The following is a 17,321-nucleotide window of genomic DNA, read 5'->3' as shown; positions in this document are numbered from 1 at the left end:
ACAGGAGACGATGCGGGCCCGGATTTATTCCGTCGATTTGCAAAAAAAATTTTCACATTAATATATTAGATTTTTCTAAACTATTGATATCCCGGCGAAAACGGCTCGTCAGGATTTGCCCCCTCTCGTCGTCGTGCTAGAATTCTTGCTCTCTTATCTAACCGGAATCACGCTGTCATGAATCCGCTGAACTTTTTCTCGCGACATCATCATATAAAGGAACAGCTGGAAGCCCTGCGCCCGCAGCTCTATCGGCTGGCCTACTCCTGGACCAGTAACCCGGCCCTGGCCGACGACCTGACCCAGGAAACCCTGGCCAAGGCCCTGAAAAATGTCGCCCAGCTGAAAAACCAAGACGCGCTGAAAAGCTGGACCTTTGGCATCCTGCGTAACTGCTGGCGGGATCACTTTCGCAGCAACCGCGATATGGATGATGTGGATAACCAGGTGCTGGCCCACGAGCAGACGCCCGAGTACCACCACGAACAACAGAATATCGTCGACAAAGTGCGTGGCGCGGTCTCGCAGTTGCCCGAGGGGCAACGCCACGTACTCACCCTGATCGATCTGGAAGGCTGCAGTTACGCCGAAGTCGCCGACATTCTGGAGATTCCCATCGGCACCGTCATGAGCCGCCTGTGCCGGGCACGCCGCTGCCTGGCCGAGAAACTGCTGGAATTCCACCCCGAGTCCCGGGACAACGTCACCTCAATCAGGAGGGTCGTATGAACTCCCATTTTTCCGACGAGCACCTGAACGCGTATCTGGATAACCAGCTCGATTCGGAAGAGCGCGGTCTGCTGCTCGAAGAGCTGCGCCGCGATCAGGAGCTGGCCGCCCGGGTCTGCAAGCTGCAAAAAGTCCAGGACATGGTGCAGCTGGCCTACCACAACGTCGCCAGCGAACAGAGCGCCCGCCAGCCGGGCCGCCGCTGGCCGCTCTATTTTGCCCAGGCCGCCTCCGCGTTACTGATCATGGGACTGGGGCTGAGTATTGGCTGGTTCAGTCACGATACCTTCAAGCGCCCCACGTCCCTGTTCGAACTGGCCCAGTCCGCCCAGGTGGCCGCCGAACCGCAACCGGATGACGAGCTGAAGCTGATGCTGCACGTCAACTCCGACGATCCCACTCGTCTGAAAACCGTGCTGGACGAGGCCGAATACCTGCTGCGCACCTCGCGCAGCAAACAGCGCAAGCTGCGCATCGAGATCATGGCCAACGGCGAAGGCCTCAAGCTGTTGCAACAGGGCAATACCGCCTATGCCAAAAAGGTACAGAGCCTGAGCAGCAGCTACCAGAACGTGCGCTTCATGGCCTGTCGCATCGCGCTGAACCGCTACCGGGAAGAAAAAGGCATCAGCATCCAGCTGCTGCCCAACGTCGACGTCATCCCCTCCGCCATGCAGGAAGCCCTGCTGCGCCAGCGGGAAGGGTGGACGTATCTCAGGATCTAAAAAACAGGGACGGGTTACGAGGAATACCTTGTCCGAAGGACCCGTAGGAGCGGCTTCGCCGCGATAGCGGTATCGGGCATTTCCCGAATTGCCGGACACCGCGGAGTTTATGCTCGAAGAGTGCTCAGTCCAGCCTACAACTCCGACCACAAAGACATCAAGAAATTAAAGATTATAAAACTTCGTGTCTTGGTGTCTTCGTGGTAAAGGTTTTTCCTCGTCCTTCGTCCCTGATCACTGTTTATAATTCGCATCCACCCAGCATCGGGGCAGCGCTTCGCCGGAGGGAAAGATCAGCTCCTGCTTGGTGAAGGACTGGGTATCCTGCATCTCCTCGCCCGCGTGGTAACGGCCACTGACATCGGCCACGAACGGATCGAACAGTCCTCCCAAATCGATAACCTCCACCAGATCACCATTCTTGCTGTGCTTCAGGTACATACCCCCTCCTGCGCGGTTTTACGGAAATCCTTTCCCAGTATAGTCGGCCCATCCTGCGGGCGCGAATCCCGAACAAACACCGGTCGCGGTCAAAGCCCGCTCCTACACAACAACGAATACCGGCATCTGGCGTGGTAGGAGCGCCCCGCGGGCGCGAATCCCGAACAAACACCGGTCGCGGTCGAAGCCCGCTCCTACACAACAACGAACACCGGCATCTGGCGTGGTAGGAGCGCCCCGCGGGCGCGAATCCCGAACAAACACCGGTCGCGGTCAAAGCCCGCTCCTACACAACAACGAACACCGGCATCTGGCGTGGTAGGAGTAGGAGCGCCCCGCGGGCGCGAATCCCGAACAAACACCGGTCGCGGTCAAAGCCCGCTCCTACACAACAACGAATACCGGCATCTGGCGTGGTAGGAGCGCCCCGCGGGCGCGAATCCCGAACAAACACCGGTCGCGGTCGAAGCCCGCTCCTACACAACAACGAACACCGGCATCTGGCGTGGTAGGAGCGCCCCGCGGGCGCGAATCCCGAACAAACGACCGGTCGCGGTCAAAGCCCGCGCCTACCGGGTGTGGGATTCCATTTCACAACCATATCGCATCCCATAGCGGATAATCTCCGATTTGCCGGACCAGACCTGCCCGCAAGGGATTGGCGATGACATAGCGAGCCACTTGCCGTAAATCGTCTTCACGCCGCAAGGCATGGTCGTGGTATCCCTTTTGCCATAATCGTCCCGAACGGTTCAGATGCCTGTTTATCCAACGGGCGCTGTTCGACTTGATGCTCGAAACCACCGTACTGAGATCATGCCTGTCACCTAACTGCATGACCCAGTGAAGATGATCGGGCATGACAACATAGGCCAGTGTCGTCGTATTGCTTTGATTATCTTTCAGTGCCTGTACCACCAGCCGACCCAGCAAGAAATTCTGAAAGATGGGCTGGCGTTGTTCAGTGACCGTGGTGATGAGGTAAATCCGCCCGGTTTCCGACAGGCGGCCAATACGCAGACGATGTCCGGAAAAATGGTGGGTTGTCATGAAAACACCTCCGTGTGTTCTGGCATGACTGTGCCGTAAAACAGGCATTTGTGTAAAGGATCGCCATGGCGCGGCAGGAGCGCCCCGCGGGCGCGAATCCCGAACAAACACCGGTCGCGGTCGAAGCCCGCTCCTACATAAAACCGGTCACCGGCACAGCCCCGTAGGAGCGCCCCGCGGGCGCGAATCCCGAACAAACGACCGGTCGCGGTCAAAGCCCGCGCCTACATAAAACCGGTCACCGGCACAGCCCCGTAGGAGCGCCCCGCGGGCGCGAATCTCGAACAAACACCGGTCGCGGTCAAAGCCCGCTCCTACATAAAACCGGTCACCGGCACAGCCCCGTAGGAGCGCCCCGCGGGCGCGAATCCCGAACAAACACCGGTCGCGGTCGAAGCCCGCTCCTACATAAAACCGGTCACCGACACAGCCCCGTAGGAGCGCCCCGCGGGCGCGAATCCCGAACAAACACCGGTCGCGGTCAAAGCCCGCGCCTACACAACAACGAACACCGGCATCTGGCATGGTAGGAGCGCCCCGCGGGCGCGAATCCCGAACAAACACCGGTCGCGGTCGAAGCCCGCGCCTACAAGCCTGTTTTAAAGCAGGACCCGCTCGATCCCCCGATCGGAGGCGCGCTTGACGAACTGGTCCTGCCAGCCGTCGCCGAGCAGGTGGTTGGCCATTTCGACCACGATGTAGTCGGTCTGGATACCGGTGTCCTCGGCGTAGCGGGACAGGCCCTGCTGACAGGCGGGGCAGGAGGTGAGCATTTTGACTTCGCTCTGATCGTTGTAGCGCTTGCCGATCATCTGCTCCAGACCGTTTTGCAGTTCTTCCTGCTTGCGGTAGCGCACCTGGGTGGAGATGTCCGGGCGCGCCATGGCCATGGTCCCGGCCTCGCCGCAGCAGCGGTCGGACAGGCTCACGTCCTGGCCCATCAGGTTGGAGGCGACCTTGACCGGGTTATAGCGTTTCATCGGCGTGTGACAGGGATCGTGGTACATGTACTGCTTGCCGGTCAGGTTCTCCAGCTTGACGCCCTTCTCCATCAGAAATTCGTGAATATCCAGCAACCGGCAGCCGGGGAAGATCTTCTCGAACTGATACTTGAGCAGCTGATCCATGCAGGTACCGCAGGAGACGATCACGGTCTTGATATCCAGGTAGTTGAGCGTGTTGGCCACGCGATGGAACAGCACCTGATTGTCCACCGAGATCTCCCGGCCCTTCTCTTCATCGCCGCCGGAAGTTTGCGGATAACCGCAGCACAAATAACCGGGCGGCAGCACGGTCTGCACGCCGGTATCGTACAGCATGGCCAGCGTGGCGAGTCCCACCTGGCTGAACAGCCGCTCGGAGCCGCAGCCGGGGAAGTAGAACACCGCCTCGCTGTTGTCGTCGACTTTTTGCGGATCGCGCAGGATCGGCACCACCTTGTCGTCCTCGATACCCAGCATGGCGCGGGTGGTGCGCGCCGGCAGGTTACCCGGCATCGGTTTTTTCATAAAGTGCACCACCTGTTCGACGGCGCCGGTCTTGCCGGTAGTCGACGGCGGGCGTTTTTTGTTGCTGTCGATGCGGAATTTGCGGGCAATCCGGGAAGCGATATTCTGCGCCCTGTAACCCCACTGGATAAACAGCTTGCGGAACAGCTTGATGGCGGTGGGATCGGTGATGTTCAAAAAGATCATCGAGAACCAGGTGCCGGGATTGAAGTGTTTCTCGCCCTGCTTGCGCAGGATGTTGCGCATCGACACCGACACATCGCCGAAGTCGATATCCACCGGACAGGGACTCAGACACTTGTGACAGACCGTGCAGTGATCGGCCACGTCGTTCATCTCGTCGAAATGGCGCGTGGAGATCCCGCGCCGGGTCTGCTCCTCGTACAGGAACGCCTCGATGATCAGGCCGCTGGCGAGGATCTTGTTGCGCGGTGAGTAAAGCATGTTGGCGCGCGGGATATGCGTGTTGCAGACCGGCTTGCACTTACCGCAACGCAGGCAGTCCTTGACCATATGGTTGAGATCGCCCAGATCGCTGGCCTCCAGGATCAACGCTTCCTGTTCCACCAGACGCAATGACGGCGTGTAGGCATTGGTCAGCCCCGAGCCGGCCATCAGCTTGCCGGGGTTGAAGACCTGATCGGGATCGACCTTTTGCTTGTAACCGGCAAAGGCCTCGACCGTATTGCTATCGAGAAACTGCATCTTGGTGATTCCGATACCGTGCTCGCCGGAGATCACCCCGCCCAGATCGCCGGCCAGTTGCATGATCCGCTCGACCACTTCGTCGGCCTCGCGCAGCATCACGTAATCGTTGGAGTTGACCGGAATGTTGGTGTGCACGTTACCGTCGCCTGCGTGCATGTGGGTGGCGACGAACAGCCGGCTGGAGCGGATTTGCTGGTGGACTTCGTCAAGCCTGGCCCGCACGCCCTTGAGTTCATGGCCGGCAAAAATATCCTTGAGCGGTGCCTCGACCTGCTTGCGATAGGAGATCCGCACCAGACGGCGTTGCAGCAGGTTAAACAGACTCTCTTTATCCTCGGTCTCGATCCCGTCGTTGGGGGTCTGCCACAGATCGCGGTGCCCGGCCGCCGGCTGATCCAGATGGGTCAGGATCGCCTGCCAGCGATCCTTGACCGCCTGCAGCAGTTCGCGCGCGGCATGTTTTTTGGCCGCGATGATCGCCTCGCTCTCCTCGCTCTCCTCGGCATCGGGCACTTCGCCGGCGCGAATCGGATGCAGCTCGGGCATTTCCGAATCGAGATAGTCGAGGACCGCGTCGATCATGCGGATCTTGTTGCGGGTCGACAGCTCGATGTTGAGCCACTCGATGCCGTCGTTGTACTCGGCCAGTTTGGCCAGCGGGATCACCACGTCCTCGTTGATCTTGAAGGCGTTGGTGTGCGAGGCGATGGCCGCGGTGCGCGCCCGATCCGCCCAGAAGCGACGGCGCGCCTCGGCGCTGACCGCAACAAACCCTTCCGCCTCGCGGGCATTGGCCAGCGAAACGATGTGTGACGCGGCCTGGGCCACGGTATCTTCATCCTCCCCGGCCACATCAACCAGCAACACCATCTTCGGCAGGTCCTGGCGCGGCGCCTTGGTGGTGTAGTTGACCGCGCGCACATAGCGCTCGTCCAGATGCTCCATCCCGGCCAGATCCACCTCGGCCAGGCCGTCGAGATAATCCTTGGTCTCGACAATGGCCGGCACGGCCTTGCGCAGATCGTTGCCGAAAAACTCCAGGCAGACGGTGCGAATGAACGGCGGCATGCGATGCAGGGTAAACACGGCCGAGGTGATAATGCCGTCGCAGCCTTCTTTTTGAATGCCCGGCAGGCCGCTTAAAAACTTGTTGGTGACATCCTTGCCCAGCCCCAGCTTGCGCAGGTTGGCGCCGGGGATACGCAGGATCGCCGGCTCGCCGCAGGGCGTCTCGCCGTCGGCCTCGAAGCGACTGAGGCGAAACGCCACCTCTTCCTGCTCGTGGATCTTGGCCAGGTTGAAGTTAAGCCGTTGCACCTCCAGCCATTTGGCGTCCGGCGTGACCATGCGCCAGGAGACCAGATTATCCAGCGTGGTGCCCCACATCACCGCCTTCTTGCCACCGGCGTTCATGGCGATGTTACCGCCGATGCAGGAGGCATCCTGCGAGGTCGGATCCACGGCAAATACAAAACCGCTGGCTTCGGCCAGCTGGGAGACGCGATTGGTCACCACACCGGCCTCGGCGCGCACCACCGCCACCGACTGTTCGCCCTCTTCGCCATCGACAAACAGGCCCTGCCGGCTGACTTTGTCCAGCCCTTCGAGCTTTTCGGTATTGATCACCGCGCAATTTTCCTGCAACGGCACCGCACCGCCGGTATAGCCGGTACCGCCGCCGCGCGGAATCATGCTGATCCCCAGTTCCAGACAGGCGGCAACCACCTGTTGCACTTCCTGCTCGTTATCCGGGTTGATCACCACCAGCGGATATTCCACCCGCCAGTCAGAGGCGTCGGTCACGTGCGAGACCCGCGCCAGGCCGTCGAAACAGATATTGTCCTTGTGGGTGATCTTCTTCAGACGCTTGAAGGCTTTTTTGCGCTGCGCATTTTGTTCGGGGAACCACTTCTCGAACTGGCGGATCGCCTCCCTGGTCTTGATGATCAGCTCCTGGGTCAGCGCATTGCCGGCGGCGCGCTGGGCAATCCCGTCCAGGCGATGATAGAGCGCCTGAACCAGCGACTCGCGGCGCTTGCGGTTGTTCAGCAGATCATCCTGAATGAACGGGTTGCGCGTCACCACCCACATATCCCCGAGGATATCGAACAGCATCCGCGCCGAACGGCCGGTCACCCGCTCCGCGCGCAGCTTGTCCAACACCTGCCAGGCCTCGTCGCCGAGCAGCCGGATCACGATTTCCTTGTCGGAAAAAGAGGTGTAGTTGTACGGGATCTCGCGTATTCGTTCAGTCATATATTTGATTTTCAAGGGGTTTTGAGAGAGCGGACAGGCCGCGAAAGAAGGCTATTCTAACATGCGACCGACAGGCGGGTAACCGGCAATCCGGGCATAATGCCCTTGAATTCAGGGGGTTATGAATAAACAAAGTTGGCAGTCTTCAGTGAGCAGTTGGCAGTGTCTCGAGTGCTGAGTTCTGAGTTCTGAGTAGATTGTCATTCCGGCACAGCCTGCCCCGGCATGCTTCAAGCCGGGGCCGGAATCCAGTCCCGAACCGGGGCACCGCCCTCCGGGATTGAAAAAGCCAACCACGAAGGCGCGAAGTCACGAAGGATTATTGATTTACTTCGTGTCTTCGTGGTGAAGGTTCTTCTCGTAAAACGCCCCTCGCCTTTTTTTGTAGGAGCGGGCTTCGACCGCGACAGCACCCGCTTCGAGATTCGCGCCCGCGGGATTGAAAAAGCCAACCACGAAGACGCGAAGACACGAAGGATTTTTGGTTTACTTCGTGTCTTCGTGGTGAAGGTTCTTCTCGTAAAACGCCCCTCGCCTTTTTTTGTAGGAGCGGGCTTCGACCGCGACAGCACCCGCTTCGAGATTCGCGCCCGCGGGATTGAAAAAGCCAACCACGAAGACGCGAAGACACGAAGGATTATTGATTTACTTCGAGCCTTCGTGTCTTCGTGGTGAAGATTTTCCTCGTCACTCGTCCCTCGCACCCTGGCTCTGTGTTTTTTGTGTTACAATGTGTACATCCGAACATCCCTCAAGGGGGCAATATGTCACAGTCCACTACCATGACCATCCGCCTGGATGCCGAGCTCAAGTCGCGGCTGGACAAACTCGCCGAGGCCACTCACCGGAGTAAATCCTACCTCGCCAGCGAAGCCGTTCGGGATTTTATCGAACTGAACGAGTGGCAAATCCGCGAAACCGAGGCGGCGATCAACGAGGCCGACGCGGGCGACTTTGCCATAGATGAAGAAGTCAGGGCGGTTTTCGACAAGCTGGGGTAATCCATGCGGATAAAATGGCTACGGACAGCGTTGAGCAATCTGGAACAGGAAGCCGCCTATATCGCCAAAGACAATCCCGAGGCCGCCCGGCTCGTTGTCCAGCGAATCGAGCACAGTGTCGCCCTGCTGGCAAACAACCCTGCACTGGGCCGGGCAGGACGGGTTCCCGCCACCCGCGAACTGCTTGTTCCCAATACCCGCTACCTCATCCCCTACCGGGTGCGCCCGCGACTACACCAGATCGAAATACTGCGCGTTTTTCATCTGGCTCGCCGCATTCCCGGTCAGTGGTAATGCTGAGTGCTGAGTAGATTGTCATTCCGGCGAATGCCGGAATCCAGTCCCGCATCGGGGCCTGGCTCCCGGGATTGTAAGAGCCAACCACGAAGGCGCGAAGTCACGAAGGATTATTGGTTTTACTTCGAGCCTTCGTGTCTTCGTGTCTTCGTGTCTTCGTGTCTTCGTGTCTTCGTGTCTTCGTGTCTTCGTGGTGAAGGTTTTCCTTGTCCCTCGTTACTTTTTCAAGCTTGCCCCTCCCCTGCATTACGCCGCAGCCGGGCCATCGGCGTCAGCATGCAAGTGCACGCCCAGCGCCTTGCAAACCCGGCGCACGGTCTCAAAGCGCGGTTGCGCGTCGGGGCGCAGCGCCTTGTACAGACCCTCGCGGGTCATCCCGGCGGCGCGGGCCACCTCGCTCATGCCTCGGGCCCGGGCGGCCACGCCCAGGGCGTGCGCCAGCTCCGCGTCATCGCCCTCGTCAATCACCTGGGTCAGGTAGACGGCGATATCCTCGGGACTTTTCAGGTATTCGGCCATATCAAACTCCGGCAGATCGGAGACTTTCATCTTCTTGCGCATGGGTCAGTCCTCCAGTGTCTTGGCCACTGCAATGGCTTTGGCAATGTCGGCCGACTGGGACGACTTGTCCCCACCGCCGAGCATCACAATCAACGTCTTACCGCGCCGCATGTAATACATGCGCCAGCCCGGCCCGAAAAACTCACGCATCTCAAACACCCCATCACCCACCGGCTGAACATCGCCCAGGTTACCCCGTTGCGCCTTGTCCAGCCGGCGCGCCAGCCGCACCCGGGTTGTGCGGTCTTTCAGTCCATCGAGCCAGGCGGCAAACTCATCCGTGCGTTTGATCGTGAACATGGGACAAGTGTAATCGAACGTTTACAGTCTGTCAACGACCGTTAACTAACAGCCTGCCCGTAACAGTGACGAGTTACGAGGGCCGAGTGACGAGGAAGAACCCGTTTAGCCTCCGCCGGATGGCAGGAGCGCCTCTGGCGCGACAGGCTGTGCGAGCAAACAGGCTCTATCGCGGCGCAGCCGCTCCTACCGGCACTCTGGTCAAAAAATGTTGTTTTTCCTTGTACCTCGTCCCTGGCAATGAGCGGATAGCGAATTGCCTCAAGTTCCGTAGGGTGCGTCCTACGCACCATCACCCCCGAATCGCCGGCAATACATTTGAACCACGAAGACACGAAGAATTGTTGGTTTGCTTCGAGCCTTCGTGACTTCGTGGTGAAGGTTTTCCTCGTCCCTCGGCCCTGTTATTGACAGCTGGATTCCGGGTCGCGCCTCCGGCTTGCCCGGAATGACGGAGGTAAGGATTTTGTTTTCCTCGTCCCTCGTCACTCGTAACTCGGCCCTTTTTTCTAGACCTAGAGTGCGTCCCACGCACCATCTCCCCCAAATCACCGATGCATGTAGGAGCGGGCTTTGACCGCGACAGGGCAGGTTGCGCGCAGGCGCTACCTGCCATTCTCCGCGACGGCAAACTGCACTCTGTAATCTACCAACTTTGCCAGCAGGTAGGCCCGATATAGCAACGCGGTATCGGGCATTTTTCGGGATGCCGGACACCGCGGAGTTTATGCCCGAAGGGTGCTCAGTCTGGCCTACATACTAAGAGGAATCTATTTGAACCACGAAGTCCCGAAGACACGAAGAATTATTGGTTTACTTCGTGGCTTCGTGGTGAAGGTTCTTCTCGTAAAATCGCCCCTCGCCCTTTTTTGTGGGAGCGGGCTTCGACCGCGAACAGTGCCAGCATCGACAGTCGCGCCCGTGGGGCGCTCCCACAGGATTCTGTTCAGCTGCTACATAAACAAAAACACCACCACCGCATAGCGGGCTGTCTTGCCGATCCCGATCAATATCAGACTCAGCAGCAGGCCCTCCGGGCAGTGACGAGGGACGAGTGACGAGGTAAACCATGCCCGCCTGTCAGGTCGGCAGGATATGTTATACGCACCATCACCCCCGAATCACCGATGTCTGAGAAACAGGCCCCATAACGGGTAATCAGGCATCAGTTGGTAATTGAAAGTTGGCAGTTGGCAGTTGGCAGTTAGCAGTTAGCAGTTAGCAGTTAGCAGTATAATGGTGCGTGGAACGCACCCTGCCCTGCCAAGCGGGATTTCCTCGTCACTCGGCCCTCGTCACTCGCCCCTGTTATGAGGCGGTGTCCGGCATCCCGAAAAATGCCCGATACCGCGTTGCTATATCGGGCCTACCCGCTTTGTTTATTGGCGCGCATAAAAAACGGGGCCCGAAGGCCCCGCCGAAGTACTGCTTGATATTGTTATTATTAAGACAAAACTGTCTTAGAAGTCGACGCGCATGGCACCCATGAGAACGTCCTTCGAGAAGGTGTTGGGGCTAAGACTGAAACCGCTGTAGTCGATTTCCGAGGTAGAGTAGGCCAGCATCGCACGGGTGCTCTTGCTGAACTTGTGGGTCATGCCGACACGCATGAAGGTGCCGTCTACCGTTTCACCAGCTGCTTTGACATCAACCTCTGACATGCCGTAGGTGGCGGTGAAGATGTTCTTGCCCATCTTCATGTCGTAGTTGACATACATAACAGTCCCTTCGTTGTCGGCAGTACCGGCACCATAGGGATTTTCATCCGTGGTCATTTCGTACTGGGCGGAGATCTTGTGCGGACCGGTCTTGTACTGGCCACCGACCTTCAGGGCGTCAAAGGCTGAATCCTCGTTCACAACGTTGCCGTTGTCCTTGTCATGAGCCATCGCCACAAAGGCTTCGTAGTTGCTGCCGGCGAACTTCAGACCGGCGGCGTAGTCGCCATCGCGGTTGCCACGCTCGTCCGGGGTGTAGGTCACCCACAGATTGGCACCACCGAAGTCGTTCTGGTAGCTGACGGAGTTGGTCCAGAAGCCGTTGGAGCCGAACTGGCCGGAGGTCATGCCGCCGTAGCGACGGGCTTCGGCCGAGGTGGTCACGAACGGATCGTAGCTGACGCCACCGAAGTATTTGTAGGGCGATTTCAGGGTACCGGCCTTGATGGTCCCGAAGCCGCCTTTCAGACCGACGAAGGAGTTACGATCGCCGTCGTCGGCATCGCCGGTGGAGGTGTCGACCTGGAATTCGAACTGGTAGATGGCAGCCAGACCGCCGCCCAGATCTTCAGAACCCTTGACGCCCAGACGACCGCGCTTGTCATCCTCGAGCTGGGTGCCGTCTTTCAGCCAGCGACTGCTGGTCGGGCCGCCCCCCTGCCAGATGTGACCGTCGGTCACAGCGCCGACAAGGAATCCGGCACTATCATCAAAGTCAGCAGGAACACCACCTTCGTCCAAAAAGTCGGAAGAATGGCTGCCAACTTCCATCTGGACCTGGCCGTACCAGGTGGCTTCGGCCTGGGCGGCCATCGGCGCGGCCATGCCGGCGGCAACGGCCAGTGCAATTAGTTTCTTGTTCATATATGAACTCCTCTTTCTTTTATAGTGAGAGCTGTTTTGAGTTGTGCTTAAGTAAACTCGCTATGTGTTATAACGCACAAATGGCGCGCTCGCAACACTTTTTTTCATAAATACAACATAGTGTGAGTAATGTTGCATTTTCACAACAACGCCCCGGCTCCGGCCGGGGGCAGGGCCGAGTTACGAGGGACGAGTGACGAGGTAAACCATGCCCGCCTGTCAGTTCGGCAGGATATGTTATACGCACCATCACCCCCGAATCACCGATGTCTGAGAAACAGGCCCCATAACGGGTAATCAGGCATCAGTTGGTAATTGGCAGTTAGCAGTTAGCAGTTAGCAGTTAGCAGTTAGCAGTTAGCAGTTAGCAGTAATGGTGCGTGGAACGCACCCTGCCCTGCCAAGCGGGATTTCCTCGTCACTCGGCCCTCGTCACTCGCCCCTGTTATGAGGCGGTGTCCGGCATCCCGAAAAATGCCCGATACCGCGTTGCTATATCGGGCCTACCCGCTTTGTTTATTGGCGCGCATAAAAAACGGGGCCCGAAGGCCCCGCCGAAGTACTGCTTGATATTGTTATTATTAAGACAAAACTGTCTTAGAAGTCGACGCGCATGGCACCCATGAGAACGTCCTTCGAGAAGGTGTTGAGGCTACCGACACCGAAACCGCTGTAGTCGATTTCCGCGGTGGAGTAGGCCAGCATCGCACGGGTGCTCTTGCTGAACTTGTGGGTCATGCCGACACGCATGAAGGTGCCTTCCGCGGAATCACCCCCGGCTCCGCCGACTTCCAGTTCCGACATGCCATAGGTGGCGGTGAAGATGTTCTTGCCCATCTTCATGTCGTAGTTGACATACATAACAGTCCCTTCGTTGTCGTCAGAACCGGCACCATAGGGCTCTTCATTTGTGGTCATTTCGTACTGGGCGGACAGCTTGTGCGGACCGCTCTTGAACTGACCACCGACCTTCAGGGCGTCAAAGGCCGGGTCAAAGGTCGCCACTTCCTCGGTATTGTTGGTATCGTTGTCATGAGCCATCGCCACAAAGGCTTCGTAGTTGCTGCCGGCGAACTTCAGACCGGCGGCGTAGTCGCCATCGCGGTTATTACGCTCATCCGGGGTATAGGTAATCCACAGGTTGGCGCCGCCGAAGTCGTTCTGGTAGCTGACGGAGTTGGTCCAGAAGCCGTTGGAGCCGAACTGGCCGGAGGTCATGCCGCCGTAGCGACGGGCTTCGGCCGAGGTGGTCACGAACGGATCGTAGCTGACGCCACCGAAGTATTTGTAGGGCGATTTCAGGGTACCGGCCTTGATGGTCCCGAAGCCGCCTTTCAGACCGACGAAGGAGTTACGATCGCCGTCGTCGGCATCGCCGGTGGAGGTGTCGACCTGGAATTCGAACTGGTAGATGGCAGCCAGACCGCCGCCCAGATCTTCAGAACCCTTGACGCCCAGACGACCGCGCTTGTCATCCTCGAGCTGGGTGCCGTCTTTCAGCCAGCGACTGCTGGTCGGGCCGCCCCCCTGCCAGATGTGACCGTCGGTCAAAGAGCCGGCAAAGCCGCCAAGGAATCCGGCACTATCATCAAATTCAGCAGGAATAGCACCTTCGTCCAAAAAGTCGGAAGAATGGCTGCCAACTTCCATCTGGACCTGGCCATACCAGGTGGCTTCGGCCTGGGCGGCCATCGGCGCGGCCATGCCGGCGGCAACGGCCAGGGCAATTAGTTTCTTGTTCATATATGAACTCCTCTTTCTTTTATAGTGAGAGCTGTTTTGAGTTGTGCTTAAGTAAACTCGCTATGTGTTATAACGCACCAATGGCGCGCTCGCAACACTTTTGTTCATAAATACAACATAGTGTGAATAATGTTGCATTTTCACAACAGCTCGTTAAGACAGACTGGATAATATCACCTTTTCTATGGTTTTGTCGACGGGAAGGCCCGCCCTTCGCCTCCCTCCCCTTCGGGAAGGACGAGCAAGATCAAAACCCGGGGTCCGATCCCCTGGATCGGTAGGCGCGGCTGCGCCGCGGCTGAAAAGTTGGCAGTAGGCAGTTCGCAGTTGGCAGCCCCCTCGTCACTCGCTCCTCGTCCCTCGGTACTGCGCCCCGGGGGCGCCGGGAGCGGCTGCGCCGCGATGGGCCCTGCCGCGTGGCGAGGTCTATCGCGCCGGAGGCGCTCCTACAACCTTCGGAATAAGGTGTTTTTCCTCGTCCCTCGTCACTCGTCCCTCGTTACTGCGCCCGAAGGACGCCGTGGGAGGGGCTTTCAGCCGCGACAGCCAGGCCTATCCGGCTTGCACGGCCTGTCGCGCCAAAGGCGCTGCTATACGGTGTTTTTACTCGTCCCTCGTTACTCGTCCCTCGTCACTGCGCCCGGAGGGCGCCGGAGGCGCTCCTACAACCTTCGGCGCAAGGCGGTTTTCCTCGTCACTCGTACCTCGTACCTCGTCACTCGGCCCTGTTCTACGATCGGCGTCTTCTTTGCCATTGAACCCAATATCTTGCCTTGCTGTAATTTATAAACTACAGTCATCGTATGAAACGGATTTCATCACAGCGATTCAACCGCTGGATCAAGCGGCTCAAGGATGAAAAGGGCAAAGGGATCATCCTGGCTCGTATTCACCGGCTGATGGAGGGCTTGCCCTCGGATGTAACTCCGCTGGGCCAGGGGCTCAACGAGCTGCGGATTCACTATGGGCCGGGTTATCGGGTCTATTTTCACCAGCGGGGGGACACGCTGATCATTTTACTGTGCGGCGGCGATAAGGGCACACAAAAACGGGATATTGAAATCGCCAGAGAGATACTCGATGAGTGGAGAAAACAAAATGGCTGAGAACTTTACCGATTTCGATCCGGCCGAGCATCTTGATAGCGACGAAACCATTGCCGCCTTCATGGCGGATGCGCTGGAAACCGGTGATGCCGGTTATATCGCCCAATCCCTGGGGGTTGTCGCCCGCGCCAAAGGCATGACCGAACTGGCCCGGGAAACGGGGCTGTCAAGGGAACAGCTCTACCGCAGCTTCAGCGAAACCGGCAACCCGACATTAAAAACCCTGCTCGCGGTCATGCGCGCCATGGGCGTGGATATGACCGCCAAACCCCATCGCCCTTCGGGCAGGGCCAAGTGACGAGTTACGAGGGACGAGGGACGAGGTATGCCCGTCGATTTTGTCGAACTCAGACTAGCGGATGATTAATCATAAAAAATAATCCGTAAATTATTGATATTCATGGCTTTATGTATTCACATATAAATTACGGGACACTCATGGGGCAGAACTTGTAGAGAATACGCAAAAATTGTCCTTTATTGGCTTTTGAGTGTAGCCATTTTGGCCAAATCAATGGCTAGCTCAATTTTGTCGTCACGCTCTGTTGGCCAATTAACAATATTTGCATGTAATTTGTGCAATGTTGTCTCGGGAGTCACATCTAAACTTAAGGATCTTGGTCCTGCAGCTAATAAATCTGCCCTGGCCTTCAGACTTTGCTTGCGGAGTCTAGCAACATGGTTATGTCCAATAGCCCAGACATCATCATCATTCAAATTTGAAATTCTGAAAACTGAGGTTTCATCATTTTTAGGGCTGGGTATAAAAGCGACAGATTTTATACCCTTGGTATTAAAGTGCTTCGAGCTAAAAATATATCTAGACAAGCATTCATCGTCAGATACTTTATTACTGAAGAAATTAAGAAGTTTATTTAGAAATTCTTCTAACACTATCAACAACCACTTTGGGAACATGTTCGCTGTAGCTTTCTATTCCTTTTACTCTGCTGCCAGCTCCCAATAAACCAGCATATGCAATGGAATTATTTCCTTTGACAGTCACAACAAATATTCGATTTTTTCCATAATCCCACTCAAATGCAATTTCACCAGTAGCCACTGGTATCACTTCAGGAATTGGGAATTCTGCAGGCAATGAAACAGCAAATGAAATTGCCTCATTTGTTGTTAGAGAGGATATTCTCTGTGCATCATAGCCATCCCAATTATCTTCATAACATTCACCAGCAACTTCAATAATTTCATCAACGAGAGTTTCAACACTCTGCCTGGAGATAGGCTCCCTCATATATTTAAGAGTTTTCATGAGCGCGTCATCAAGCTCATTAGAACATGCGCTCGACCCAGTATTTCTTGAAGGGATATAAAAGTTCTGAACTGGTGATAATGCCACTGCAGCTGTCATTTGAATAACTCCACTGTTTTCTCAGTTATGCTTTTGAAAAAGGCTTCATTTTTGAAATCATGAAGCTTCTCAAAATCACTCCAGAGTTCCTGACTTTCCACGTCATAATTCGCGTTTATAAATGCATCAATATCGAGAACTATGGTTACCAATTCACTGCCAACAGATTCAAGGTTCTGTGTTATATGACAACTCATACCACTTTCATGTTCATTTATAGTTATACGCGAAAGGAAATTTGATACCCCTTGTGGCAAACCAGGAGGCACGGAAGGGGGAGAAACTAAATAATCCTCAAGTTCTATGTGCCCTTGGGGGATATTTAATGCATTTACATAGCGCACTGCGATTCGTGAGATAGCTTCGGGTTTTGCTATCGAACAATATATACCCCAAAACCTAATCGCAGTATCACGCATTGTCTCCCAGTTTTCATACGGGTCAAGCCTACTAAATGTAAAACCATCAGTACGAAACTGCACAACATATTTTTTATCAGTAGATACATATTTATACCCAATAAGCTGTTGATCTACTGTACTTGATACCTCATTCCCCGGTGCAATCTTCCAACCAAATTTACTATGATGGATCACTTCTCTTGTTGGGTATTCATCCGAAAAATTCTGGTGTTCTTTATCAAGTTCGGAAGCAGCAACTGATGAAGAAACTCTAATATCAATTAGAGCTTCTTTAATGGGAGCTTGATCTAAATGTTGTATTTCAGCCATACAATTCTTATATGTTTATTGTGCTCAACTGTAATCAACTATCTTGGATTTTTCCAGGTAGTCTTCAAATAATCGCACCAGTTGCCATATAGTACCTTATCATTACACATAAATTTCACGCAGGTATTACTGGCTGTTCAACTACCAACCTATGTCGGCACGGTTCACAAATAATTCAAGTAGTGCCCCATAAGTGTCCCGCATAAACAAAAAA

Annotated in this window: 17 protein-coding genes; 7 read left to right on the top strand and 10 right to left on the bottom strand. The window is 56.2% G+C overall.

Translation table 11 applies throughout. From position 1 onward, the window contains the following. The first annotated feature begins 177 nt into the window (after positions 1-177). Together U5J94_RS06245 and U5J94_RS06240 are read left to right on the top strand one after the other, a co-directional pair. A complete protein-coding gene (locus U5J94_RS06245; RefSeq protein WP_322564783.1) occupies positions 178-729 on the top strand; it encodes an RNA polymerase sigma factor in 552 nt (183 codons plus the stop codon). Continuing rightward, positions 726-1,454 carry a hypothetical protein gene (locus U5J94_RS06240; RefSeq protein WP_322564782.1) on the top strand — a complete coding sequence of 243 codons (729 nt, stop codon included), beginning with the start codon at positions 726-728 and terminating at the stop codon, positions 1,452-1,454. The genes U5J94_RS06245 and U5J94_RS06240 overlap by 4 nt, the downstream gene beginning before the upstream one ends. Before the next feature lie 234 nt (positions 1,455-1,688). Here U5J94_RS06240 and U5J94_RS06235 read toward each other — a convergent pair whose 3' ends face one another. From U5J94_RS06235 to U5J94_RS06225, 3 genes are all read right to left on the bottom strand, one after another. Beyond that, positions 1,689-1,895: a hypothetical protein gene (locus U5J94_RS06235; protein WP_322564781.1), complete on the bottom strand. Its 207-nt coding sequence runs from the start codon at positions 1,893-1,895 to the stop codon at positions 1,689-1,691. A gap of 591 nt (positions 1,896-2,486) precedes the next feature. Beyond that, positions 2,487-2,945, bottom strand: coding sequence for an REP-associated tyrosine transposase (locus tag U5J94_RS06230; protein ID WP_322564780.1), 459 nt, complete (start codon positions 2,943-2,945; stop codon positions 2,487-2,489). Positions 2,946-3,544: 599 nt separating this feature from the next. Continuing rightward, a complete protein-coding gene (locus tag U5J94_RS06225; RefSeq protein ID WP_322564779.1) occupies positions 3,545-7,417 on the bottom strand; it encodes a DUF3683 domain-containing protein in 3,873 nt (1,290 codons plus the stop codon). A 225-nt stretch (positions 7,418-7,642) separates the two neighbouring features. Between U5J94_RS06225 and U5J94_RS06220 the strand changes: the two genes are divergently transcribed. The 3 genes from U5J94_RS06220 (at position 7,643) to U5J94_RS06210 (ending at position 8,712) form a co-directional block, all read left to right on the top strand. Beyond that, complete coding sequence (locus U5J94_RS06220; protein WP_322564778.1) at positions 7,643-8,092, top strand: hypothetical protein; 450 nt, start codon at positions 7,643-7,645, stop codon at positions 8,090-8,092. Between the two features lie 89 nt (positions 8,093-8,181). Beyond that, entirely contained in the window at positions 8,182-8,418 is a 237-nt protein-coding gene (locus tag U5J94_RS06215; RefSeq protein ID WP_322564777.1) for a CopG family ribbon-helix-helix protein, read from the top strand. A 3-nt stretch (positions 8,419-8,421) separates the two neighbouring features. Further along, on the top strand, positions 8,422-8,712 hold the full coding sequence (locus U5J94_RS06210; RefSeq protein ID WP_322564776.1) for a type II toxin-antitoxin system RelE/ParE family toxin: 291 nt from the start codon (positions 8,422-8,424) through the stop codon (positions 8,710-8,712). A gap of 249 nt (positions 8,713-8,961) precedes the next feature. Here U5J94_RS06210 and U5J94_RS06205 read toward each other — a convergent pair whose 3' ends face one another. The 4 genes from U5J94_RS06205 to U5J94_RS06190 all read right to left on the bottom strand — a co-directional run bounded on the left by U5J94_RS06205 (position 8,962) and on the right by U5J94_RS06190 (position 13,901). After that, positions 8,962-9,276 carry an addiction module antidote protein gene (locus U5J94_RS06205; RefSeq protein ID WP_322564775.1) on the bottom strand — a complete coding sequence of 105 codons (315 nt, stop codon included), beginning with the start codon at positions 9,274-9,276 and terminating at the stop codon, positions 8,962-8,964. 3 nt (positions 9,277-9,279) lie between these two features. Beyond that, positions 9,280-9,576, bottom strand: coding sequence for a type II toxin-antitoxin system RelE/ParE family toxin (locus U5J94_RS06200; RefSeq protein ID WP_322564774.1), 297 nt, complete (start codon positions 9,574-9,576; stop codon positions 9,280-9,282). Between the two features lie 1,460 nt (positions 9,577-11,036). Continuing rightward, on the bottom strand, positions 11,037-12,158 hold the full coding sequence (locus U5J94_RS06195) for a porin (RefSeq protein ID WP_322564773.1): 1,122 nt from the start codon (positions 12,156-12,158) through the stop codon (positions 11,037-11,039). Positions 12,159-12,755: 597 nt separating this feature from the next. After that, complete coding sequence (locus tag U5J94_RS06190; RefSeq protein WP_322564772.1) at positions 12,756-13,901, bottom strand: porin; 1,146 nt, start codon at positions 13,899-13,901, stop codon at positions 12,756-12,758. A gap of 803 nt (positions 13,902-14,704) precedes the next feature. Between U5J94_RS06190 and U5J94_RS06185 the strand changes: the two genes are divergently transcribed. Both U5J94_RS06185 and U5J94_RS06180 read left to right on the top strand, forming a co-directional pair. Next, positions 14,705-15,007, top strand: a complete 303-nt coding sequence (locus U5J94_RS06185; RefSeq protein ID WP_322564771.1) for a type II toxin-antitoxin system RelE/ParE family toxin — start codon at positions 14,705-14,707, stop codon at positions 15,005-15,007. Continuing rightward, positions 15,000-15,305 (top strand): addiction module antidote protein, encoded by a 306-nt coding sequence (locus U5J94_RS06180; RefSeq protein ID WP_322564770.1) that lies wholly within the window; start codon positions 15,000-15,002, stop codon positions 15,303-15,305. Before U5J94_RS06185 ends, U5J94_RS06180 begins: the two co-directional genes overlap by 8 nt. A 179-nt stretch (positions 15,306-15,484) precedes the next feature. Here U5J94_RS06180 and U5J94_RS06175 read toward each other — a convergent pair whose 3' ends face one another. From U5J94_RS06175 to U5J94_RS06165, 3 genes are read right to left on the bottom strand one after another with little or no spacing between them, the layout of a single operon-like run. After that, positions 15,485-15,901 (bottom strand): hypothetical protein, encoded by a 417-nt coding sequence (locus U5J94_RS06175; RefSeq protein WP_322564769.1) that lies wholly within the window; start codon positions 15,899-15,901, stop codon positions 15,485-15,487. Beyond that, entirely contained in the window at positions 15,879-16,376 is a 498-nt protein-coding gene (locus tag U5J94_RS06170; RefSeq protein ID WP_322564768.1) for a hypothetical protein, read from the bottom strand. The genes U5J94_RS06175 and U5J94_RS06170 overlap by 23 nt, the downstream gene beginning before the upstream one ends. Further along, on the bottom strand, positions 16,373-17,107 hold the full coding sequence (locus U5J94_RS06165) for a TIGR04255 family protein (protein ID WP_322564767.1): 735 nt from the start codon (positions 17,105-17,107) through the stop codon (positions 16,373-16,375). Before U5J94_RS06165 ends, U5J94_RS06170 begins: the two co-directional genes overlap by 4 nt. Between the last annotated feature and the right edge of the window lie 214 nt (positions 17,108-17,321).

The organism is Thiohalophilus sp. (assembly GCF_034522235.1).
GTDB lineage: Bacteria > Pseudomonadota > Gammaproteobacteria > UBA6429 > Thiohalophilaceae > Thiohalophilus.
Note: the sequence above shows the minus strand (reverse complement) of the source record. Positions and strands in the feature narration are given on the sequence as shown.

Bases quoted from the DNA above. Each gene is read 5' to 3' on its own strand.
- U5J94_RS06205 (WP_322564775.1), bottom strand. From the start codon at position 9,276: ATGCGCAAGAAGATGAAAGTCTCCGATCTGCCGGAGTTTGATATGGCC.
- U5J94_RS06180 (WP_322564770.1), top strand. From the start codon at position 15,000: ATGGCTGAGAACTTTACCGATTTCGATCCGGCCGAGCATCTTGATAGC.
- U5J94_RS06185 (WP_322564771.1), top strand. From the start codon at position 14,705: ATGAAACGGATTTCATCACAGCGATTCAACCGCTGGATCAAGCGGCTC.
- U5J94_RS06200 (WP_322564774.1), bottom strand. From the start codon at position 9,576: ATGTTCACGATCAAACGCACGGATGAGTTTGCCGCCTGGCTCGATGGA.
- U5J94_RS06165 (WP_322564767.1), bottom strand. From the start codon at position 17,107: ATGGCTGAAATACAACATTTAGATCAAGCTCCCATTAAAGAAGCTCTA.
- U5J94_RS06170 (WP_322564768.1), bottom strand. From the start codon at position 16,376: ATGACAGCTGCAGTGGCATTATCACCAGTTCAGAACTTTTATATCCCT.
- U5J94_RS06225 (WP_322564779.1), bottom strand. From the start codon at position 7,417: ATGACTGAACGAATACGCGAGATCCCGTACAACTACACCTCTTTTTCC.
- U5J94_RS06210 (WP_322564776.1), top strand. From the start codon at position 8,422: ATGCGGATAAAATGGCTACGGACAGCGTTGAGCAATCTGGAACAGGAA.
- U5J94_RS06195 (WP_322564773.1), bottom strand. From the start codon at position 12,158: ATGAACAAGAAACTAATTGCACTGGCCGTTGCCGCCGGCATGGCCGCG.
- U5J94_RS06245 (WP_322564783.1), top strand. From the start codon at position 178: ATGAATCCGCTGAACTTTTTCTCGCGACATCATCATATAAAGGAACAG.
- U5J94_RS06230 (WP_322564780.1), bottom strand. From the start codon at position 2,945: ATGACAACCCACCATTTTTCCGGACATCGTCTGCGTATTGGCCGCCTG.
- U5J94_RS06240 (WP_322564782.1), top strand. From the start codon at position 726: ATGAACTCCCATTTTTCCGACGAGCACCTGAACGCGTATCTGGATAAC.
- U5J94_RS06235 (WP_322564781.1), bottom strand. From the start codon at position 1,895: ATGTACCTGAAGCACAGCAAGAATGGTGATCTGGTGGAGGTTATCGAT.
- U5J94_RS06190 (WP_322564772.1), bottom strand. From the start codon at position 13,901: ATGAACAAGAAACTAATTGCCCTGGCCGTTGCCGCCGGCATGGCCGCG.
- U5J94_RS06220 (WP_322564778.1), top strand. From the start codon at position 7,643: ATGCTTCAAGCCGGGGCCGGAATCCAGTCCCGAACCGGGGCACCGCCC.
- U5J94_RS06215 (WP_322564777.1), top strand. From the start codon at position 8,182: ATGTCACAGTCCACTACCATGACCATCCGCCTGGATGCCGAGCTCAAG.